Annotated in this window: 16 protein-coding genes and 1 pseudogene; 14 read left to right on the top strand and 3 right to left on the bottom strand. The window is 71.1% G+C overall.

Features of this window, described 5'->3' with window-relative positions; translation table 11 throughout:
* The 14 genes and pseudogenes from QM626_RS04115 to QM626_RS04180 all read left to right on the top strand — a co-directional run.
* A pseudogene (locus QM626_RS04115) lies at positions 1-247 on the top strand (hypothetical protein); the annotation flags it as partial.
* A 24-nt stretch (positions 248-271) separates the two neighbouring features.
* Positions 272-1099 carry an ABC transporter ATP-binding protein gene (locus QM626_RS04120; protein WP_415074264.1) on the top strand — a complete coding sequence of 276 codons (828 nt, stop codon included), beginning with the start codon at positions 272-274 and terminating at the stop codon, positions 1097-1099.
* A complete protein-coding gene (locus QM626_RS04125; RefSeq protein WP_415074266.1) occupies positions 1086-1922 on the top strand; it encodes an ABC transporter permease in 837 nt (278 codons plus the stop codon). Before QM626_RS04120 ends, QM626_RS04125 begins: the two co-directional genes overlap by 14 nt.
* On the top strand, positions 1919-2794 hold the full coding sequence (locus QM626_RS04130; protein WP_415074268.1) for an ABC transporter permease: 876 nt from the start codon (positions 1919-1921) through the stop codon (positions 2792-2794). Before QM626_RS04125 ends, QM626_RS04130 begins: the two co-directional genes overlap by 4 nt.
* A gap of 37 nt (positions 2795-2831) precedes the next feature.
* Positions 2832-3872 (top strand): adenosine deaminase, encoded by a 1041-nt coding sequence (gene add / locus QM626_RS04135; RefSeq protein ID WP_415074270.1) that lies wholly within the window; start codon positions 2832-2834, stop codon positions 3870-3872.
* A gap of 13 nt (positions 3873-3885) precedes the next feature.
* Positions 3886-4488, top strand: a complete 603-nt coding sequence (locus tag QM626_RS04140; protein ID WP_415074273.1) for a helix-turn-helix domain-containing protein — start codon at positions 3886-3888, stop codon at positions 4486-4488.
* 96 nt (positions 4489-4584) lie between these two features.
* Positions 4585-5625, top strand: a complete 1041-nt coding sequence (gene add / locus QM626_RS04145; RefSeq protein ID WP_415074275.1) for an adenosine deaminase — start codon at positions 4585-4587, stop codon at positions 5623-5625.
* A gap of 81 nt (positions 5626-5706) precedes the next feature.
* On the top strand, positions 5707-6951 hold the full coding sequence (locus tag QM626_RS04150) for an ROK family transcriptional regulator (protein ID WP_415074277.1): 1245 nt from the start codon (positions 5707-5709) through the stop codon (positions 6949-6951).
* 137 nt (positions 6952-7088) lie between these two features.
* A complete protein-coding gene (locus tag QM626_RS04155) occupies positions 7089-8417 on the top strand; it encodes an extracellular solute-binding protein (protein WP_415074279.1) in 1329 nt (442 codons plus the stop codon).
* A 76-nt stretch (positions 8418-8493) separates the two neighbouring features.
* Entirely contained in the window at positions 8494-9429 is a 936-nt protein-coding gene (locus QM626_RS04160; protein ID WP_415074281.1) for a carbohydrate ABC transporter permease, read from the top strand.
* Positions 9426-10292: a carbohydrate ABC transporter permease gene (locus QM626_RS04165; protein ID WP_415074283.1), complete on the top strand. Its 867-nt coding sequence runs from the start codon at positions 9426-9428 to the stop codon at positions 10290-10292. Before QM626_RS04160 ends, QM626_RS04165 begins: the two co-directional genes overlap by 4 nt.
* A gap of 16 nt (positions 10293-10308) precedes the next feature.
* Positions 10309-13305: an alpha-mannosidase gene (locus QM626_RS04170; RefSeq protein ID WP_415074285.1), complete on the top strand. Its 2997-nt coding sequence runs from the start codon at positions 10309-10311 to the stop codon at positions 13303-13305.
* 62 nt (positions 13306-13367) lie between these two features.
* Positions 13368-15884 carry a hypothetical protein gene (locus QM626_RS04175; protein ID WP_415074287.1) on the top strand — a complete coding sequence of 839 codons (2517 nt, stop codon included), beginning with the start codon at positions 13368-13370 and terminating at the stop codon, positions 15882-15884.
* Positions 15885-15889: 5 nt separating this feature from the next.
* Positions 15890-16840, top strand: coding sequence for a BadF/BadG/BcrA/BcrD ATPase family protein (locus QM626_RS04180; RefSeq protein ID WP_415074289.1), 951 nt, complete (start codon positions 15890-15892; stop codon positions 16838-16840).
* A 123-nt stretch (positions 16841-16963) separates the two neighbouring features.
* Here QM626_RS04180 and QM626_RS04185 read toward each other — a convergent pair whose 3' ends face one another.
* The 3 genes from QM626_RS04185 to QM626_RS04195 all read right to left on the bottom strand — a co-directional run bounded on the left by QM626_RS04185 (position 16964) and on the right by QM626_RS04195 (position 21489).
* The gene (locus QM626_RS04185) at positions 16964-19819 is read right to left on the bottom strand and encodes a molybdopterin-dependent oxidoreductase (RefSeq protein ID WP_415074291.1); all 2856 of its coding nucleotides are present in this window, start codon (positions 19817-19819) and stop codon (positions 16964-16966) included.
* Positions 19816-20631, bottom strand: coding sequence for an FAD binding domain-containing protein (locus tag QM626_RS04190; RefSeq protein WP_415074293.1), 816 nt, complete (start codon positions 20629-20631; stop codon positions 19816-19818). Before QM626_RS04190 ends, QM626_RS04185 begins: the two co-directional genes overlap by 4 nt.
* A 90-nt stretch (positions 20632-20721) precedes the next feature.
* The gene (locus tag QM626_RS04195; RefSeq protein ID WP_415074295.1) at positions 20722-21489 is read right to left on the bottom strand and encodes a nucleoside phosphorylase; all 768 of its coding nucleotides are present in this window, start codon (positions 21487-21489) and stop codon (positions 20722-20724) included.
* Between the last annotated feature and the right edge of the window lie 263 nt (positions 21490-21752).

Genomic DNA, 21752 nt, shown 5'->3' on the forward strand with positions numbered 1-21752 from the left:
CGGCGCGGACCTCGGCCTGGACGCGGCCACCTCCCTCGCCGGTGCCGAGGCGCAGCTGACCGACCTCGTGGTCTCCGACGAGACCGCCGAGAACGGCCTGTTCACCATCTCCGACGACCTCCAGCAGGCGACGCTCGACAGCCTCGCCGACGCCGGCATCGACCTGACCGCCGACCAGCTGTTCGACACCTCGCTGTTGGACGAGGTCTACGCGGACAACCCCGATCTGATCAACTACGCGGGTTGATCCGGAGCGAAAGCATTCACTGACGTGACGAACACCATCGTCGAGACCGGTGCCCAGGGGACCACCCTGGGCACCGGCCTTCAGATCACCGACCTGAACAAGGTCTTCACCAGCGGCCGCAAGACCGTCGTCGCGCTGCAGGACGCCAACCTGCACACCGAGCAGGGCACGTTCCTGTCGCTGCTGGGACCGTCCGGATGCGGCAAGTCGACGATCCTGCGAATCCTCGCCGGCCTCGAGCAGCCTACGAGCGGCTCGACCCGCGTCGACGGGAAGAGCCCCAAGGAGCTCCGTAAGGAGAACAAGCTGGGGATCGCGTTCCAGGACTCGGCGCTGCTGCCCTGGCGCAGCGTCATGAGCAACATCCGGCTGCCGTTCGAGATCGCCGGAAAGAGCGTCGACAAGGCTTACGTGGACGAGCTCATCGCGCTGGTGGGCCTGACCGGTTTCGAGAAGGCCAAGCCGGCGCAGCTGTCCGGCGGCATGCGGCAGCGCGTGTCGATCGCCCGCTCGCTGGTGATGCGACCCGAGGTGCTGCTGTTCGACGAGCCGTTCGGCGCGCTCGACGACATGACCCGCCAGAAGCTCAACCTCGAGCTGCTGCGCATCTGGACCGAGAAGCCGGCGACCACCCTCCTGGTCACCCACGGCATCTCGGAGGCGATCTTCCTCTCCGACCAGGTCGCGGTCATGAGCCCGCGTCCCGGCCGCATCAAGGAGGTCATGACCATCGACCTGCCACGGCCCCGCGTCCCCGAGATGATGCGCAGCCCGGAGTTCCACGCCTACGCGGACCAGGCCTCCGAGCTGCTGTTCGGCGCGGGAGGCGCCGCCGCCGATGACGACCACTGAGGCGACCGCCGGGAAGGGACGCGCCGTCCACTGGGAGGACGTCAAGCTCCCCGCGTGGCTCACCGGGACCATCGGCGTCGTCGGCTTCCTCATCCTGTGGTGGATCGTGTCCGCGGTGTGGCTGAACCCCTCCGGCAAGAGCGTGATCCCGAGCCCGCTGGATGTCGTCCTCGCCGCGGTCGACAGCGGCTGGGCGTACTTCTGGCGCAACTTCTCCGTGACCCTCGTCGAAGCCGGCATCGGCTACGTATGGGGCAACGGGCTGGCTCTGCTGCTGGCCTTCCTCGTGCTGCTCGTGCCGCGGCTGGAGGGCATCGCGATGCAGATCGCCATCCTCACCTACTGCGTCCCGATCGTCGCGATCGGGATGATCGCGATCATCCTGTTCCCCGTCCCCGCCGTCGGCGAGCCCAGCGGCACCGCCGTGCTGCTGGCCGCGCTCTCGGTGTTCTTCACCACGGTCGTCGGAGCGCTCGTGGGCCTGAAGTCGGCCGACGCCACGAGCCTGGACCTCATCTCGGTCTACGGCGGCAGCAAGCTGACCCAGCTGCGCAAGGTCCGGCTGATCGCGGCGCTGCCCGCCATCCTCAACGCTCTGCAGATCGCCGTCCCGGCGGCGTTCCTGGGCGCCGTGCTCTCCGAGTTCTTCGGCAAGATCGAGGCGGGCGTCGGCATGGCGATGATGCTCGCCATGCAGACGGCCCAGTCGGACCTGGTGTGGGCGCTCGCGATCGTCAGCGGCGTCGTCGCGCTCGCGGGCTTCGCCATCGTCGGACTCATCGCGCGCCTCATCGCGCCATGGTCGAAGGGAGCAGTCTCATGACCGGCGCCGCCGTCTCCGTGCCCGCCGTCCGCACCGCCGCCCGGCTCGACACGCAGCTGCGCAAGCAGGCCCGTGCCGCCGCCTTCCGCGCCCTGGGCTGGGGGCTGCTGACCTTCCTCGGCACCATCGTCGCCGTGCTCGTGATCTGGTGGGGCGTGCTCGCGCTGTTCAACGTCTCGCCCATGATCGCGAAGGGCCCGGTGGACGTCTGGAACTACCTGTTCACGGTGCCGGCCGCGGCCGACAACCTCGCGATCGTCGTCGGCAACCTCAGCACGACCCTCGGGCACGCCGTCATCGGTTTCGTCGCGGGCCTGGTCGCCGCCCTCGTCGGTGCGTCGCTGTTCCAGTTGAGCAAGGGCATCGAGAACGCGCTGATGCCGATGGCGATGCTGCTGCGCTCGGTGCCGCTGGTCGCCATGGCGCCCGTCATCATCCTGGTGTTCGGCCGCGACGTCACGACCGTCGCCGTCATCGGCGGCATCGTGGTGCTCTTCCCGGCGCTGGTGAACATCGCGTTCGGGCTGAAGTCGACATCCCCCCAGCAGAACGACCTCGTGGAGGTATACGGCGGCGGCGCGCTGACCAAGCTGCGCAAGATCGCGATGCCGTCCTCGCTCCCGTCGTTCTTCGCCGCCGTGCGCATCTCGGTGCCCGGGGCCATCACCGGCGCGCTGCTGGCCGAGTGGCTCGCGGTCGGCGGCGGGGTCGGCGGCACGATGTCGGCCTACATCTCGCAGGCCAAGTACTCCGCGCTGTGGGCCTCTATCGTCGCCGTCACGGTCGCCGCGATCGTGCTCTACAACGTCATCCAGATCATCGAGGACGTCGTGTTGGCCCGGATGGGGATGAGCCCGCGCAGCGGGATCTGACCCGGCATCCCTCCCCGTTCACCCGAAAGAGAGACCCATGACCGCCTCGGAGGCGTTGATCTCGTTCGCCCACGGCCTGCCCAAGGCCGAGCTCCACCTGCACCTGGAGGGCACCCTCGAGCCCGAGCTGAGGTTCGCCCTCGCCGCGCGCAACGGCATCCCGCTCGCGCAGAGCACCGTCGAAGAGGTGAGGGCGACCTACGACTTCACCGACCTGACGAGCTTCCTCGCGGTGTACTACCCCGCGATGGGAGTGCTGCAGACCGCGGACGACTTCCACGATCTGGCGTGGGCCTACCTGCGCACGGCCGCGTCGCAGGGCGTCGTGCACACCGAGATGTTCTTCGATCCGCAGGCGCACACGAGCCGGGGCGTGCCGTTCGAGAACGTGATCGGCGGATACCGGCGGGCCGTCGTGCGCGCACAGGCCGAGCTGGGCGTGTCCGCCGAGCTGATCCTGTGCTTCCTGCGCGACTTCTCCGCCGAGCACGCGATGTCCACCCTCATGGAGGCGCTGCCGTACCGGGCGTGGATCGTCGGCGTGGGGCTCGACTCGGACGAGCGCGACAACCCGCCGTCGAAGTTCGCCGCCGTGTTCGCGCGGGCCAGGGCGGAGGGCTTCCTGCTGACGATGCACTGCGACATCGACCAGCCCGGCTCGATCGGCCACATCCGCCAGGTGCTCACCGAGATCGGCGTGGACCGCATCGACCACGGCACCAACATCGTCGAGGACCCGGAGCTGGTCGCCCTCGTCACGGAGCGCGGACTGGGGCTCACCTGCTGCCCGGTGTCGAACTCGTTCGTGACCGAGCAGATGAAGTCCGACGAGATCGTGGGCCTCATGCGCGCGGGGGTCGCGGTGACCGTGAACTCCGACGACCCGGCGTACTTCGGCGGCTACGTCGGCGACAACTACGTCGCCCTCGCCGAGCAGGCGGGCCTGGACGAGACGGATCTGGTGCGCCTCGCGCTCAACTCGTTCGCGGCGTCCTGGCTGACCCCGGCCCGCCGGGCCGACTACGTCGGGCAGGTCGAGCAGTACGCCGCCGCGCACGGCGTGCCGCTGCCCGCGTGAGAGCATGATGGCCGTGAGCGTCACCACCGACCGGCAGCAGGCGGAGGACGCCGCCGCCGTCATCCGCCTGGGGGCGCGCATCCGCCAGCTGCGCAAGGCACGGGGGCTGACGCTCGTGCAGCTGGCCACCGCGACCGAGCTGTCGCATCCCTTCCTCAGCCAGCTCGAGCGCGGCCTCGCGCAGCCGAGCCTCGGGTCGCTGCGACGCATCGCCCTGGCGCTCGAGACGAGCCCGATCGAGCTCATCGCCGCCGCGGAGGCACCCGCGGCCGGGGCGATGGACGTCGAGGTGCAGCGCGCGGGGACCGGGGCCGTGCCCGAGGGCTTCGCAGCCGGATCGGCACGCATGCTCGTGCACGGCGACCGGCCGTTCCACCCGATGGAGGTCGTCTCCGACGCGGTCGAGGAGGGCGAGTGCTTCGTGCACGACGAGGAGGAGTTCCTCTACGTCGTGGAGGGCAGCGTGTTCGTCGAGCTCGCCGGCACGGCGCACGCGCTCGGCGCCGGGGACTCGATCTACTACGGCGGCGGCATCTCGCACCGCTGGTGGTCGGCCGACGGCACCCCGTACCGGCTGGTGGTCGTGAAGGAGGGCCCGCGGCTGCGCGGGCGGTGACCCCCGCCGCCTCTCCCGCCCCGTTGACTTGCCCTATATGCATGCGGGGGGCGGCGTTTCCTGTACATCTAGGGCAAGTCATCTGAGGAGGACGCCGTGATCGGGTACCCGGACTATCTGCAGCTGCTGCCGAAGACCGAGCTGCACTGCCACTTCGCGTCGACGATGAGCGCGCCGCTGTTCATCGAGCTCGCCGCCAAGCACGGCGTGCGGCTGCCGACGACCGACCCGGAGCGGCTGTTCGCCTTCACGGACCTGCGGGACTTCCTCGTCGCATTCCGTTTCGCGCATGACGTGCTGCGCGATCCGGAGGACTTCGAGCGCGTGGCCTACGAGGGCGTGCGCTCGGCGGTGGCCGACGGCAGCCTCCGCTACCGCGAGTACTACGTGAACCCGCAGTACTTCGCCGCGCGCGGCCTCGGCTACCGCGACGTCATGGACCCGCTGATCGGCGGTCTGCGCGCCGCGGAGGCGGACTTCGGCGTGGGCTTCCGGATCGTCGCGGCGATCAACCGGCGCGAGTCGGCGGCGTCCGCGGTCGAGATGGTGGAGCAGGTGATCGAGCATCCGCTGCCCGAGGTGGTCGGCATCGGGCAGGACGACCTGACCCCGCAGGACACCGAGGATCCGGGCAGGTTCGCCGAGGCCTATGCCCTCGCGGGGCGGCACGGGCTCAAGCGCACCGCGCATGTCGCCGAGACGCCGTTCGCGACGCCGGACGCCGTGCGCGTGGCGCTCGAGGAGCTCCGCTGCGACCGGCTCGACCACGGCTACCGCATCGTCGACGAGCCCGCACTGGTGGAGCTGGCGCGAGAGCGCGACGTCGTGTTCACGGTGACCCCCGTCTCGACGACGATCTGCTCGGGCTGGCACCTCGACGAGCACCACCGCATCCGCGCCATGATCGATGCCGGGCTGCGGGTCGCCGTCTCGACCGACGACGCGATGTTCTTCCGCACCGACATCGGTCGCGAGTATCGCGAGGGCCTCGCCGCGATGGGCGTGGATGCCCGGACCGCCAAGGCCGTCGCGCGCAACGGGATCGACGGCGCGTTCTGCGACGAGGCCACGAAGGCTCGTCTGCACGCGGAGTTCGAGGCACGGTTCCTCGCCCTCGATGCCCTGCTCGCGGAGTGAGCGTCGCTACGCTCTGATCGGGAGACGGCCGTGGTCCGCGCGGTGACGCCCTCCCATCAGGCACATCGGGAGGGCGCTCGCATGGAGCACACGGAGGCCGAGGAGTTCGTCCCGCAACGGGGCACGAACCTGCTGCGCATGGGGGACTACAACCAGCGCGTCGTCATCGACGCCGTGCGTCGCGCGGGCGGGAAGATGAGCCGGGTCGCGCTGTCGAAGGCGACCGGCCTGTCGGCCCAGACGGTGTCGAACATCTGCCGGCGGCTGATCGATCAAGGGGTCATCGCCGAGTCCGGCAAGGAGTCGTCCCGTCCCGGAAAGCCGCGGACGCTGCTCGAACTCAACGCGGACAGCCTCTACGCGATCGGCGTGCACGTCGATCCGGTGCAGATGACCTTCGTGCTGCTGGACGTGTTCGGGCGGACGGTCGCCCGCTCGACCAAGCGCCTGCCGGCCACCGCCGTGCCCCGGACGACCCTGGCGGCCATCGGCGAGGCCGTCGCGAAGCTCATGTCCTCGAGCGGGATCGACGCCGGCCGCGTCGCGGGGATCGGCGTCGCGGCGCCCGGGCCCATCGACCTCGTTCGCGGCCTGATCATCGACCCGCCGCAGCTCAGCGCCTGGCACGCCGTCCCGCTGCGTCAGATGCTCGCGGACATCACCGGTCTCCCGGTCTTCCTCGAGAAGGACACCCGGGCCGCGGCCCTGGCCGAGCTGTGGGCCGGTGCCTCGTCGTCCTTCGTGCTGTTCTACTTCGGCAGCGGACTGGGCGCCGGCATCGCCATCCACGGCGAGGCGCTCGGCGGCGTCTCGGGCAACGCCGGCGAGATCGGGCACATCATCGTCGATCCCGACGGGCCGCGTTGCGTCTGCGGGCTTCGCGGATGCCTGGGCGCGACCTCCATGCCGGAGCACCTCGTCGCGGAGGCGGAGCGACGGGGCGTGATGACCGGGATCCGGGAGGGCAGGGACCCGCGCTCGGTCGCCGAGAGCCTGCAGACGCTGTGCGATCGCGCGGACGAGGGCGATGAGGCCGGGCAGGCCATCCTCCGTGAGGCGGCCGAGCGGGTCGCCATCGGCACGTCGGTGCTGGTGAACCTCCTCGACGTGGGAACGGTGATCTGCGGCGGCCCGTTCTGGGACAGGCTGCAGCCGCACTATCTGCCGACGCTGCGCACCGTGCTGCCCGCGCACCTCGTGGCGCACGACATCCATTCCGTCACGGTCGAGGGGACGTCGTTGGGGAAGGACATCGCCGCGATCGGGGCGGGATGCCTCGTCCTGCACGAGACGCTCTCACCGACGGCGGGTGTGCTCCAGAAGTGATTTGCATGTAAATCAATTCGATGTAGTATCTGTGCTGTGGCCGCGGGCCACGCCTCTGGGGCAGCAATCCGATGGAGCAAGGGAGCGCCATGCACAGCACATCCACCCGACGTACGATCCTGCGAGGAGGTGCGGCGGTGACGGCTCTGGGCGTCGTCCTCGGGCTGTCCGCCTGCGCCGGCAGCGGATCCACCGATACGACGATCACCGTGATGTACGAGAAGACGTCCACCTTCACGCAGCTCGACGATCTGATGCAGACCGCCAAGGCGGAGTTCGAAGCCGCGAATCCCGGCGTCACCGTCGAGCTGCAGGCGATCTCGGCGGGAGACGACGACTACAAGACCAAGCTGGCGCTGGCGAACCGGTCGGCGTCCACCGCGCCGGACGTCTTCTACGAGGACTCGCTCAACGTTCGCGCGGACGCGGAGGCCGGATACCTGCTTCCGCTCGACGACCGCCTGTCGGACTGGGGCGACTGGGACCTCTTCGAGGACGCCGCCAAGCAGGCAGGCATCGGCACCGACGGCCAGACCTACGCGGTCTCGCTCGGCACGGACACCCGCGTCATCTGGTACGACACGTCGGTCTTCGAGGCCGCCGGCATCGCGACCCCGTGGCAGCCGACCTCGTGGCAGGACATCCTCGACACGGCGGCCACGATCAAGAGCGCCGAGCCGGACGTCATCCCGTTCAACATGTACGCGGGCACCTCCACCACCGAGGGCTCGGTCATCTCCGGCTTCGACATGCTGCTGTACGGCACGGAGCTGGGCGACGACGCGCTCTTCGACAGCGACACCGGCAAGTGGGTCGTGGGCTCGGACGGGTTCGTGGACTCGCTGACGTTCCTCGACGAGCTCTGGAACGGCGGCCTGGCCACCACCGCGGCGCAGGCGCTCGACAGCAACGTCTGGTCGAACATCTTCGACACCTGGTTCCCGGACGGTCAGATCGGCGCGATGGTCGAGGGCTCGTACGTGCCCTCGTTCTGGGCCGAGGACGGGCAGTTCCCCTGGAGCGGCTACTCCGACGTGATGCAGACGGCCTATTTCCCGACCCAGACGGGCGAGGAACCCGGCTACGTGAGCATGTCCGGCGGATGGACGCTGGCCGTGGGAGCGCAGACGGCGAACCCGGACCTCGCCTTCGACTTCCTCACGACGGCGCTCAGCAAGGACAACGCGCTCTCCTATGACGTCGCGAACTCGCAGATCGCGGTGCGCAGCGACGTCGCCTCGGAGTCCGAGTACCTCGACGCGAACCCCTACGTGGAAGCGGTCAGCGACGCCGTCGCCTTCACGCACTTCCGCCCGACGACGAGCGACTACTCGGCGATCTCGACCGCCATCCAGAACGCCATGGAGTCGGTGATCACGGGATCCGCCACGCCGCAGGAGGCAGCCGCCACCTACGACGCGGCCGTGGTCTCCGCGGTCGGCGAAGACGGCGTCATCCAGAAGTAGGAGCCCTCGCCGGGGCCCCGGACCGGATGCGTCCGCGGCCCCGAGAGTCGAGCCGCGATCGTACGGAGACACACCCATGCACACGCCATCGGCCACCCTCGCGAGCGACGCGCGCAGCGCCCGGCGCGCCGCCCGGATGGCGAGGATGCGGCTCCTGCGACTCAGCCCCACGATTCCCGCCGTCGTCCTGCTCGGCGTCTTCCTCGGCGGGCCGATCGTCTGGGCTCTCGTCGGGTCGCTGACCGACGCAGCGCTGTCCGGACCGCGTGCGCGCAACGTCTCCTTCGTCGGGCTCGACAACTACCTCACCCTGTTCACCTCGGCCAGCTTCCCCGCGGCGCTCGTGCTCACGCTCGTCTTCGTGGTCGCCTCGGCGATCGTGGGACAGACCGTGTGCGGGCTCGTGCTCGCGCTGCTCCTGCGGAGCGGGTCGCGCGTGGTCGGCGCGGTCGTGTCGACGATCGTGGTCACCGCGTGGGTCCTGCCCGAGATCGTCGCGGCGTTCGCCTGCTACGCGTTCTTCAACGATCAGGGCACGCTCAACCAGGTGATCGGCGCGGTCGGGCTCACCGGCGAGAACTGGCTGTACGTCTTCCCGATGGTCGCGGTGTGCCTCGCCAACACCTGGCGCGGCACGGCGTTCTCGATGATGACCTACCAGGCGGCGCTGGGAGAGATCCCCTCGGACGTCAAGGAGGCGGCGGCGATCGACGGCGCCGGCCGGCTCCGGACGGTGTTCTCGATCACGCTGCCCATGATCCGGCGCAGCATCAGCTCGACGCTCATGCTGGTGACGCTGCAGACCCTCTCGGTGTTCACGCTCATCTGGGTCATGACCTCCGGCGGGCCCAGCAGCCGCTCGACGACGCTGCCGATCCTCGCCTACCAGGAGGCGTTCCAGGCCGGCGCGATCGGGTACGGCACGGCGATCGCCGTCGTGATGCTGCTGGTCGGAGGCGTCTTCGCCGTCGTGTACGTGCGCGCGTTGCGGGACGAGGAGCAGACACGGTGACGACGACCGACACGCCGCGCGTCCCGCTGTCCGTCGCCTCCCCTCGACGTTCGACGGCCCGACTGCTCGCCTCCCTCGCGCTGATCGTCTTCGGCGTCGCCTTCGCGGCTCCCCTGGTGTGGCTCCTGCTCGCCTCCGTCGACGCGGATGCCAGCTACCAGATCAAGCTGCCCGGCAGCCTGTCCCTCGACAACTTCGCGGCCGTCCTGACCCCGGAGCTCACCTTCCTCCCGGTGTGGAACAGCGTGATCGTGTCCGGGAGCACCGCGATCCTGACGGTGGTCCTGGCGCTGCTGACCGCCTATCCGCTGTCGCGGTTCGCCTCGCGCTTCAACCGGCCGTTCCTGTTCACGATCCTGTTCGCGTCCTGCCTGCCGATCACCGCGATCATGGTGCCGGTCTACGCCATGTTCGTCCAGCTCGGCTTCCTCGACTCCATCCCGGCCGTCGTGCTGTTCCTGACCGCGACGTCGCTTCCGATGGCGGTCTGGATGATGAAGAGCTTCATGGACGGGGTCCCGGTCAGCCTGGAGCAGGCGGCCTGGCTCGACGGCGCGTCGAGCATGGTGAGCCTGTGGCGGATCGTCGTGCCGTTGATGCGCCCCGGCATCGCCGTGGTCGGCATCTTCGTCTTCCTGCAGGCGTGGGGGAACTTCTTCGTCCCCTTCATCCTGCTGCTCTCGCCCGAGAAGACCGTCGCCGCGGTGAGCATCTACAGCTTCTTCGGCCAGTACGGCGCGATCGCCTACGGACAGCTCGCCGCGTTCTCCCTCATCTACTCCGCCCCCGTCCTCCTGCTCTACCTGCTCGTGACACGTGTGATCGGCGGCTCGTTCGCCCTCGACGGCGCGGTCAAGGGCTGACCCGAAAGCGATCTCGATGCACGTCAACACCACGCACATGGCTCGTCGCCTGGAGCGATTCGTCCGGGAGCGTCTGCACCCGGCGCTGTACCGCGAGACCGCGCCGGTCGTCGTGGCGGCCTGGGACGTCCCGGACGAGCCGGTGCCGTTCGCGGACGCCGCCCGCGCGACCTACCGGCCGTTCTCGACGGGAGAGCTCTGGGGGGTGCCCTGGGGCACGACCTGGTTCCACGTCTCCGGCGCTGTGCCCCCCTCCTGGCCCGCTCAGGAGGATGCGACGGCGGAGCTGATCGTGCAGCTCAGCGACCATCCGGCGTCCCCCGGCTTCCAGGCCGAAGGGCTCGTCTACGAGCGGGACGGCCGCATCCTCAAGGCGATCGAGCCGCTGAACCAGTACGTCCCGCTCGGCGACCGCACGACGGTCGACGTGTTCGTCGAAGCGGCGGCGAACCCGAACATCGCCGTCGACTTCCGCTTCGATCCCACGCCGCTGGGCGACAAGAAGACCGCCGGAGACCGGCTGCAGTACCGCCTGCACCGGCTCGAGCTGGGGCTGCGCGACATCGCGGTGTGGGATCTCGTCCAGGACGTGGCCGTGCTCGACGGCCTCGCCGCGCAGCTGCCGGAATCCTCCAGCCGCCGCGCCGAGATCCTGCGCGGCCTCGACCGGATGGTCGACGTGGTCGACCCCTCCCGGGTGTCGGAGACGGCCGCGGCGGGGCGCGCGGTGCTCGCGCCGCTGCTGGCCCGCCCGGCCAGCGAGTCGGCGCATGTGATCACCGCGGTGGGGCACGCCCACATCGACAGCGCGTGGCTGTGGCCGGTGCGCGAGACGGTGCGGAAGGTCGCCCGGACGTTCTCGAACGTGGTCCAGCTCATCGAAGCGGACGAGGACTTCGTGTTCACGGCATCCTCCGCCCAGCAGTACGAGTGGCTGAAGACGTTCTACCCGCAGCTGTTCGAGCGCGTGCGCGAGAAGGTGCGGGAAGGGCGCTTCGTCCCCGCCGGCGGCATGTGGGTGGAGAGCGACACCAACATGCCCGGCGGTGAGGCGCTGGCCCGGCAGTTCGTGTTCGGCAAGCGCTTCTTCATCGAGGAGTTCGGCTACGAGCCGGAGGAGGTCTGGCTGCCCGACTCGTTCGGCTACACCGCGGCGCTGCCGCAGATCGCGCGGGCGGCGGGCTCGCGGTGGTTCCTGACGCAGAAGATCTCGTGGAACGAGACGAACCGGATGCCGCATCACACCTTCCTGTGGGAGGGCATCGACGGCACGCGGCTGTTCACCCACTTCCCGCCCGTGGACACCTACAACTCCGACCTGTCGGCGACCGAGCTGGCGCGTGCCGAGGGGCAGTACGCCGAGAAGGGCGTCGGCACGACCTCGCTCGTGCCCTACGGCTGGGGCGACGGCGGCGGCGGTCCGACGCGCGAGATGCTCGCGGCCGCGCATCGCACCGCGTCCCTCGAAGGCTCGCCCCGGGTGCGGCTCGAATCCCAGCGCGCGTTCTTCGAGCGCGCCGAGGCCGAGCTGCCCGACCCGGCGGTGTGGTCCGGCGAGCTCTACCTCGAGCTGCACCGGGGGACGTTCACCACGCAGGCGAAGACCAAGCGGGGCAACCGACGCTCCGAGCACCTCCTGCGCGAGGCCGAGCTGTGGGCGACGACCGCGACCGTCCGCGCCGGCCTGCCCTACCCCGCGGATCGGCTCGCCGAGGCGTGGAAGACCGTGCTGCTGCAGCAGTTCCACGACATCCTGCCCGGCTCCTCGATCGCGTGGGTCCACCAGGAGGCCGAGGCGAACTACGCGCGGGTCGCCGTGGAGCTCGAATCGATCATCCAGGACTCGCTCGCGGTCCTCGCCGGTCCCGGCGAGCGTGAGCTGATCGCCGTGTCCGGTCCGCGTCCGCGCGACGGGGTGCCGGCGCTCGGGGTCGCGGCGGGCGCGCCCGTGGCGGCGGTGCCGTTCCAGCGCTGCGCCGGGGGCTTCGCGGCCGAGACGGATGCGGTCCGCGTCGTGGTCTCCGAGTCGGGTTGGATCGTCTCGCTGGTCGACAAGCGGGCGGGCAGAGAGCTCGCGCACCCGGAGCATCCGGTCAACCAGCTGCAGCTGCACCGCGACACGCCCGCGCAGTGGGACGCGTGGGACATCGACGCCACGTACGTGCGCACGCGCACCGACCTGACAGCCGTCGCCGTGGAGACGACGCACGAGGGCTCGCTCCGGATCGCGTACCGCTTCGGCGGCTCGCGGATCGAGCAGGAGGTGCGCGTCGACCCGGCCAGCGACGCGATCGAGCTGCGCACCCGGGCCGACTGGCACGAGACGGAGAAGCTGCTCAAGCTCGCCGTCCCGCTGCGGCTGCTCTCGGACCGGATGACCTCCGAGATCCAGTTCGGGCATGTCGACCGCCCGACGCATGCGAACACGTCCTGGGACGTCGCCCGGTTCGAGACGCCCGCCCATCGCTGGGTGCGCGTGGACGAGGGCGGCTACGGCGTCGCCGTGGCGAACGACGCCACCTACGGTCACAGCGTGCGCCGCCAGTCCGCCGCGGACGGGACGGTGCTCACCGTCATCGGCGAGAGCCTGCTGCGGGCGCCGCTCTACCCCGATCCCGAGGCGGACCAGGGCGAGCACGAGTTCCTCACCACCATCAGGGTGGGGGCGTCGGTCGCCGACGCCGTCGCCGAGGGATACCGCGTCAACCTGCCGGCACGCCGCCTCACCGGCGCCGACGACGTCGAGCCGCTGGTGTCGGTGACGGGGACCGCGATCGTCGAGGCGGTCAAGCTCGCCGACGACGGCAGCGGCGATGTGGTCGTCCGGCTCTACGAGCCCCTCGGGCAGACGGCCACGAGCACCGTGCGGTTCGCGTTCGACGCGTCCGGCGTCCGCCGCGTCGACCTCCTCGAGCGCCCGGCCGACGAGATCCCCTCCTCGCACGACGGCGAGGCGGAGCTGCGGCTGCGGCCGTTCGAGATCGTCACGCTCCGTGCGACCCCCGCTCCCTGACGACGAACACGGCGTCATCGACCGGTGACGTCGACCGGACACCCGATACGAAGAGGTATCCCATGCTGAGACCGTTGATCGCCGCCGCCGGAGCGCTGGCTCTGACCGTCACCCTGCTGGGCGGTGCGCAGCTCGCGACGGCGCCCGCCGTCGCCGCCGAGGCGGCACCGGCGACGTTGTCCGATCTGTGGGACGGCACCGCGCACCTCGAGCTGCAGACCGACCGGCTCATGAACGGTCAGGACGCGAGCGGCTCCAACGTGGTCGTGGTCGGGGACACCTGGTACTGGTTCCACCGGAACGTGGTCGACGTCGCGACCTGGAAGCTCGGCACCGTGGTGGAGGAGTCCGTCGACGGCGGTCAGACCTGGTCCGCGGCGACACCGGTGGTGCAGCCGGAGGCGGGCACGCCCTGGGCGCAGATGGTCACCGACGGCACCTTCTGGTACGACGCCGACGCCGACAGATGGCGTGCCCTGCTGCAGACCAACGACGGCACCAACCCGTGGACGATCTCCTACTTCGAGCGGGCGGGCTCCGACCCGATGGGCGCGTTCACGACCCCGGAGGGCTTCAGCAACCCGGGTGTCGACGCGAAGGAGCTCTGGAACCAGATCACGACGCAGGCCGGCAAGGACAGCGTCGACATCCCCGGCGGCACCGGCCTCGTCTTCGACGAGGGCACGCCGCAGATCGTGGAGAAGGTGGGCGACGAGTACTACGTGACCTTCCACGGCGCCTCGGCCACCGACGGGACGACGCACGGCTACCGCGGGCTGGCGAAGACGACGGACTTCCAGAACTGGGAGCCCGCCGCTGACGACGCGATCGTCGACCAGTACGACGCCACGTCGTGGAACGAGAGCTGGACGCCGAGCGACCCGGTCGGCGCCGGCGCGGCCAGCATCCTGAAGCAGGACGGCTATTACTACCAGATCGTCGAGGCCACCGATGTGAACCTCAACGGCATGGCCGGGCAGCACTGGGCGATGGGGCTGATGCGCAGCACGGACCTGACCAGCACGTCCTGGGAGAGCTGGTCGGGCAATGCGCTGTTCGCCACGACCGGGCAGGTCGTGGAGTGGCAGTACCCGACGATCTTCACGGACGCCGGCGGCGCCACCTACGTCGCGATGACGAAGTACGCCCCGGACACCGAGTCCGGCTTCCGCGTCTACAAGATCGTCGACGGGGCGCCCTCGGCCGAGGCGGGCGTGCCGAACGTCGTCGAGAACCCCTCCTTCGAGAGCACGGCCTCGTGGAGCCTCGACGACGGGTTCACGATGTCGGACGATCGGGCCCGCAGCGGGAGCCGGAGCCTCGCCTCGGACGAGAACGGGCGGTCCGCGCGCACCCGGACCGCGATCGGCGTGCAGCCGGACACCGACTACGTGCTCTCCGGCTGGGTCTACAAGTCGTCGTCGGACGGCGCCGCATACCTGGACATGGCCGACATCCCGGGAGAGGCGACTGCCGGCGTGGCCGACGGCGCCGGCGCCGGCGTCTGGACGCACGTCAGCGCGGAGTGGAACAGCGGGTCGAACACGTCCGTGGTGCTCCGCGCGGTGACCGACTCGGGCATCGACGCGACCGTGTACTTCGACGACCTGTCGCTGGTGCAGGCCGAGGACGGGAACATCCTGCTGAACCCGTCGTTCGAGAACTCGACCACGTCGAGCTCCGCGTGGTCGACCGGCTCGTTCACGGTGAGCGCGGACCGTGCCCGGACCGGTTCGCAGTCGTACACGACCTCGACGGCCGCGGTCAGCACCGTCTCGACGGCGCCGGTCTACCTCCTTCCCTACACCGACTACGAGCTGTCGGTCTGGGTCTCCAAGGACGCCGGCGCCGGCGCGGTGTACTGCGACCTCAACGGCGTGACGGATCAGCCGTCGGTGTCGACGTCGGGCGCGACCGGTGGGTCGTGGGTGCAGCTGTCGCAGACCTGGAACAGCGGCACGCAGTGGTCGGTGATCGTGCGCTGCGGCACGACCGACGGCCTGGACGGCGCCGTCTACCTCGACGACGTCTCGCTCGCCCGGGTGGACGGCGGCACCGGCGAGGTCCTGTTCGGCGCGGACTTCGACTCGACGTCGTCGCAGCCGACATGGTCGGACACGCCGAACGACATCCTCGGCGTGTCCGGCTCCACCTCGTCGATCCGCACCGACAACGTCAGCCGTTCCGGAGACGGATCGCTGCTGGTCGCGGGCACCGACGACAGCCCGGACCTGTCGTACAGCATCAGCAAGGTCTACGACGTCGACATCCCCGTCACCGCCGACACGACGCTCTCCTACTGGTTCCTGCCCTCGAGCGAGGCGGGCCGTCATGTCACCGTCGATCTGCTGTTCACGGACGGGACCACCCTCCGCGACAGCGGGGCGCTCGACTTCGAGGCGATCAGGATGCATCCGGTCGACGCCCGCGGCATCGTCGGAGTCTGGCGCCACGTGGGCTCCCGGATCGGGCTGTGGACCGCGGGGAAGACGATCGACCGCATCCTCGTCGACTACGACGACGGGCCGGACACCGGCGCCTACGAGACCCGCATCGACGATCTCTACATCCGGGACTGAGCATCATGACGCCTTCCGCACCCGTGGCCTCCGGTCTCGCCCGTGACGACGGCTACGAGCTCGCTCTGGACGTCGGCCAGTCGAGCACGAAGGTCCGCGTGCTGCGCGGCGGCGGGATCGTCCGTGACGCCGAGGCGGCCGGCGTGCGCACCGACCTGCCGGTGCTGCCGCAGCTGGCCGGCACGGTCACGAGGATCGCCGCGGAGATCGGCACGATCACCCGGGTGTCGGCGGGAGTCTCCGGTCTGACCGATCCCGACGCCGAGCGGCTGCGGGAGCTCACCGCTGCGGCCGGCGTCCGCGAGGTCCTGCTCACGCACGACTCCGTGACCGCGTTCCTCGGCGCGCTCGGCGGCCAGGACGGCACGGTCGTGGCCGCCGGCACCGGCGTCGTGGTCATGGCGGTCGCCGGGCACGCCGTTGCGCGAGTCGACGGCTGGGGGCATGTGATGGGAGACGGCGGCAGCGCCTTCTGGCTGGGCCGGGCCGGGCTGGAGGCCGCCATGCGCTCCTTCGACGGCCGGGGGCCGCGGAGCGAGCTCGAGACGGCGCTGCGGGCGTGGTGGCCGCGGCCCGAGACCGCCTACATCGACCTGCAGCGCGATCCGGAATGGGTGCGCCGGGTCGCGGCCTTCGCCGCACAGGTGGACGCCGCCGCGGAGACGGACGAGGTGGCGTCCGGCCTGTGCCGGGCCGCGGCGGCCCGTCTCGCCGAGTCGGTGGTGACGGCCTCGCGGCGGGTCGCGGGGGAAGCGCCGGCGCCGGTCGTGTCGGCGGTCGGGGGGCTGTTCCGCTCCGCGCGCACCCGCGCGCAGTTCGCGCAGGACGTGCTCGCGACGCTGCCTCGCGCGGTGATCAGGGAGCCGCAGGGTGACGGCGCCGCCGGCGCCGTCACCCTGCTCGCGCTGCCCGACCGCCATCCGCTCCGTGCGCAGGCGTCCCACGCGCGGCGGTGAGGCCCCTCCCGCCGCGCGCATGACTCAGGCAGAACCGGCGCGGAGGCCGCGCCGCGGTCGCCGCCGGCACGATCTGCCTGAGTTATGGACGCCCCGGGTCGGTGAGGGCCCCGCGCGGCGGGCTCAGCGGTCCTGCGCGAGCCGCCACACGCGGTCGCGGCTGAACGGCTGCTCGAAGGGCCGCCGGCCCAGGGCCCGCGCGATGGCGTTCCCGATGGCGGGCGCGACCGGGTTGTACGGGCTCTCGCTCATCGATTTCGCGCCGAGCGGCCCTACCGCGTCCTCCGTCCGCGCGAAGTACACCTCGGTCTCCGGGACGTCGGCGAACTGCGGCACCCGGTAGGTGCGGAACACCGGAGTGGTCACCCTCCCTTCGCCGTCGGTCATGACCTCCTCGTACAGCGCGCTGCCGATGCCCTGCGCGGCGCCTCCCTCGACCTGCCCGCGGCACTGCGCCGGGTTGAGCACGACGCCGGCATCCGCCGCCTGGATCGACTGCAGGATGCGGACGCTCCCCGTCGCGGGGTCGACGGCGACCCGCGCCGCGTGCACATTGAACGCCAGCGACCGGACGTCGCCGAACTCGCGACCGTCCGCCGTCAGTCCATGCTCGCTGCGGAATGCGTCGGGCGCGGCGGTCACGACCTCGTCGAAGCCGACCGTGCCCGCCGGGGTCAGGACGCCGGCGGCCGCGACGACGGCATCGCCGGCGACCGTGCCCGTCAGACCGGCCGCGATCTCCCGCATCCGCTTCTCCAACGCCCGGCATGCGGCGTACAGCGCCTTGCCCGCCACCGTGATCCCGGCGGAGGCGAACGCGCCGGTGTCGTGTCGCACGGCATCCGTGTCGGCGTGCCAGAGCTGCAGCCGGTCGGACCCGACGTCGAACACGGTCGCGCCGATCTGCCGCAGCACGGTCGTGGTCCCGTTTCCGAACTCCGCGGTGCCGGCCCGCAGCAGGTACGTCCCCTCGGGCGTGACGGTCGCGGTCGTGTGCGCGATGTGCCCGCGCGGCGCCATGGTGGCGATCATGGACGCGGCCATGCCCTCGCCCACGAGCCACCCCGGCGGCGCCTCGACGCCGTTGCCGCGTCGCAGCGCGTCCTGCGCGAGGTCGAGGCACTGGTCGAGGCCGTAGCTGCCCCACACCAGGTCCTCCTCGTACTCGTCCTCGTCGGGATGCAGCGGATCGCCCTCGTGCACCATGTTGCGACGGCGCAGGTCGAACGGGTCCATCCCCAGCCGCTCGGCGAGCATGTCCATCGCCGACTCGACGCCGAGGATCACCTGTCCGAGCCCGTACCCGCGGAACGCGCCCGAGGGCACGTTGTTCGTGTAGACGACCTCGGCGTCGAGCTGCCGGACCGGCACGCGGTAGATCGTCGTCGACTCGCTCATCGCGTGGTACATGACGCCGCGGGAATGGTTGCCGTAGGCGCCGGTGTCGCTGAGCACGTCGACCTTCATCGCCGTGAGCCGCCCGTCCGCGTCGGCACCGAGGACGACGCCCACCCGCATCGGATGCCGCAGCGACGCGCGCTGGAACTGGTCGGTGCGGGCGAACTCGTAGGCGACCGGCCGTCCGGTGCGCAGCACGGCGAGGGCGACCAGGTCCTCGGTGAAGATCTCCTGCTTGCCGCCGAACCCGCCGCCCACCCGCGGCGCGTACACGCGCACGCGCTCGGGATCGAGATCCAGGATGCGGCACAGCTCGTCGCGGGTGAGGAACGGCACCTGCGTCGATGAGCGGATGACCAGGCGTCCGTCGTCGTCGAGCCAGCCGATCGCGCCGTGGGTCTCCAGCTGCGCGTGCGTGACGCGCTGCGTCTGCCAGGTGCCGCCGACGGTTACGGCGCTCGCGGCCAGCGCCGCGGCCATGTCGCCGCCGGAGGCGTCGTGGAGTGTTGCGATGACGTTCCGGTGCGCCTCGTCGACGCGGTCGGCAGGCGTGCGATCCGGATGCAGCAGCGGCGCGCCGGGGCGCCGTGCCTCCTCCGGGTCGAACACCGCCGGCAGCACCTCGTAGTCGATATGCACCAGGCGGCATGCGGCGTCGGCCGCCGCGGCGGTCTCGGCGACGACGGCCGCGACGCGCTGCCCGACGTGGCGCACGGTGTCGTCCAGCATCCGGGTGTCGTCCGGGTCGTCCTCGCGATGCTCGTGCCGGGCGGTGGAATACCGCATGCGGGGGACGTCGTGATGCGTGAACACGGCCACGACCCCCGGCACCGCGAGAGCCGCCGACGTGTCGATCGACCGGATGCGGGCGTGCGCGTGCGGACTGGCGACCACCCGCAACGTGAGCGCGGTGCCCCTCCAGGGCTGGTCGTCCGCGCCGACGACGTCGAAGGTGTACGGCTCGCGCCCCTGCACGACGCGCCGCCCGGCCTCCGGGCGCACCGACTGGCCGACGCCCTGGCTCCCGGCATCCGCCGCCGTCCCGGCATCGATGTCCCACTTCGGCGCGGTATGGGCGCCGCTTTCCGCACCGAACTGGGACATGCCCGTCTCGCCGGCGGTTGCGGACAGACCGGTCTCGCGCACCGGGCCGAGCACCGACTGCGCGATCGCCTCGCGGATCGGGCGGTACCCGGTGCAGCGGCAGAGGTTCCCCTTCATGCGGCGATCGAGATCGGGCAGGTCGCCCTCGTGGAGCGTGGCTGCGGTCACGCTCATCCCGGGCGTGCAGAATCCGCACTGGAACCCGAAGTGCTCGACCAGGGCCTCCTGCACCGGATGCAGCTCGTCGCCGGGCGCGAGCCCCGCGGCCGTCGTGACCCGGTGCCCGTCCATGCGTGCCGCCGGGATGATGCACGAGTGCACCGGCTCGCCGTCCAGCAGCACGCCGCAGGCGCCGCAGTCGCCGGCGTCGCAGCCCTTCTTGACCTCGGTGTGCCCGTGCTCGCGCAGCAGGGTCCGCAGACACTGCCCCGGCGCCGGATCCGCCTCGACGGCGGCGCCGTTGACCTCGAACCTCATGTCGCCGCCAGCTCCGTGCGGATCTGCTCCGCCAGCACGCGGCTCACTCCCCGCCGCCAGTCCGCGGAGCCGAGCGGGTCGGTGTAGTACCCGGATGCCGTGGTCACCGCGTCCGCGAGCTCGCCCGCGGTCGGCAGCGTCCGGAACCGCAGCACGGTCGGGGTGACGGTCGCCGCGGTGATGCCGAAGACGGCGCCGCCGTCGGCGTCCACGCGGCCGGTGACCACGGCGCCGGAGCGGCCGAGCTCCGCCAGGGCGATCTTGCGCAGCCGGGCGCGGGAGCGCAGCGCGTGCGCCGGCAGCCGCACCGCGCGGAGCACCTCGCCCGGCGCGAGCGTGTTGGTGCCGTTGCCGGTGACGAACGACGCGACCGGCTCCTCGCGCGCCCCGCCGTCCGGCGTCCAGATCTCGGCGACGCCGTCCAGTGCGACCGCGAGCGACACCATGGCGCCGGCGGCGAACGAGCGGGCGATGTTGCCGCCGACCGTGGCGGTGTTCCAGATCTTGAACGAGGCGAGCAGGGCGTTCGCGGCATCCGGCACGATCGAGCGCGCGGTCCAGTCGGCGGGGGCGTCCGCATCCGTCCATGCCAGCAGGCTCGCGATCGTGCAGGTCGCGCCGATGCGCAGGCCCGCCGCGGAGACCTCCACGTCGGGCCAGCCCAGCGTCATCAGGTCGACGAAGCCGGTGGTGCCCGGCTGCGGCTCGCTCATGAGCCAGGTGCCGCCGCCCATCACGACCTCGCCGGGCGCCAGCGCGAGGTCGTCGCGCGTGCGCGCGAAGCGGAAGCCGGTGACGCTGGTGATGTCCACGGTTCCCTCCTCGATGTCGACCTCACGAACATTCCGAGTCTTCCAAACCGTGGTTTCGCGAGTGTTTCGGGGCGGCTGCCGCCGCCCGCGCTACAGCTCCAGCTCGACCGCGGCCTCCAGCGCGGCCTCGATCGATCGCATCCAGCCGTCCTTCAGCGCGGCGTTCTTGTGGTCGTACAGCGACGTGCCGTCCACGAGGTTGCTCGAGCACGCGCACACCATGCCGGCGCGCAGGCCCCGCAGCCGTGCGACCACGTACAGCGCGGACGCCTCCATCTCGACGTTGAGGATGCCCATCCGGTTCAGCTGCTCGATCCACTCCGGCGTCTCGGCGTAGAACGCGTCGTCGCTGACGCTGATGCCGGTGTGCGACCGGGTGCCGGCGGCCTCGGCGATGCGCGCGGCGTGGCGGCTGAGGGACGCCGTCAGCTCGAGGTCGGGCACCGCGGGGAAGCCCTTGGGCAGATACGCGTCGGTCGTGCCGTCGTTGCGGAAGCTCCCCTCGCTGACGAGCAGGTCGCCGGGCTCGATCCCGGGCTGCAGGCCGCCGGAGCTGCCGACGCGGATGAGGCTCGTGACCCCGACGCGGGCCAGCTCCTCCACGGCGATCGCGGTCGAGGGGCAGCCCATCCCGGTCGAGGTGGCCGTGATGTGCCGGCCCCGATACCAGCCGGTCATCGTGCGGTGCTCGCGCCCCCAGGCGACTTCACGGACGTCGGTGAGGAACTCGGCGACCAGCGGCACCCGGAACGGGTCGCCGGGCAGGAGCGCCACCGACGACACCTCGCCGGGCGCGATGCCGATGTGGTACTGCCGGGCGCCGACGCCGGCCTGGGACTTGTCGACGGGTGCGGACATGAGCTACCTCCGGGTGGGTGCTGAGACGAAAGGTTCGCCGCAGTCCCCGCCCTGGGCCGGAGCCCATGGTGATAGGACACGCAGTGCCGTGACAGTACCATCGCGGGCGCCGGATCAGAACTCAGGACGGACGCCGCGACACGCCGCGACGGGGCGCCTCAGCCGCCGACTCCGCACGACGGTCCTGAGTTCTGCGCCGCGGCGCGAGCGGGCGCGGGGGCGGGCACGGCGGCGAGGCGGGCTCCGGCGAGGGGGCCTGCGGC

It is taken from the genome of Microbacterium sp. (assembly GCF_047606385.1).
Taxonomy (GTDB): domain Bacteria; phylum Actinomycetota; class Actinomycetes; order Actinomycetales; family Microbacteriaceae; genus Microbacterium.

Bases quoted from the DNA above. Each gene is read 5' to 3' on its own strand.
- QM626_RS04185 (WP_415074291.1), bottom strand. From the start codon at position 19,819: ATGAGGTTCGAGGTCAACGGCGCCGCCGTCGAGGCGGATCCGGCGCCG.
- QM626_RS04150 (WP_415074277.1), top strand. From the start codon at position 5,707: ATGGAGCACACGGAGGCCGAGGAGTTCGTCCCGCAACGGGGCACGAAC.
- QM626_RS04180 (WP_415074289.1), top strand. From the start codon at position 15,890: ATGACGCCTTCCGCACCCGTGGCCTCCGGTCTCGCCCGTGACGACGGC.
- QM626_RS04160 (WP_415074281.1), top strand. From the start codon at position 8,494: ATGCACACGCCATCGGCCACCCTCGCGAGCGACGCGCGCAGCGCCCGG.
- QM626_RS04125 (WP_415074266.1), top strand. From the start codon at position 1,086: ATGACGACCACTGAGGCGACCGCCGGGAAGGGACGCGCCGTCCACTGG.
- add (WP_415074270.1), top strand. From the start codon at position 2,832: ATGACCGCCTCGGAGGCGTTGATCTCGTTCGCCCACGGCCTGCCCAAG.
- QM626_RS04195 (WP_415074295.1), bottom strand. From the start codon at position 21,489: ATGTCCGCACCCGTCGACAAGTCCCAGGCCGGCGTCGGCGCCCGGCAG.
- QM626_RS04175 (WP_415074287.1), top strand. From the start codon at position 13,368: ATGCTGAGACCGTTGATCGCCGCCGCCGGAGCGCTGGCTCTGACCGTC.
- QM626_RS04130 (WP_415074268.1), top strand. From the start codon at position 1,919: ATGACCGGCGCCGCCGTCTCCGTGCCCGCCGTCCGCACCGCCGCCCGG.
- QM626_RS04170 (WP_415074285.1), top strand. From the start codon at position 10,309: ATGCACGTCAACACCACGCACATGGCTCGTCGCCTGGAGCGATTCGTC.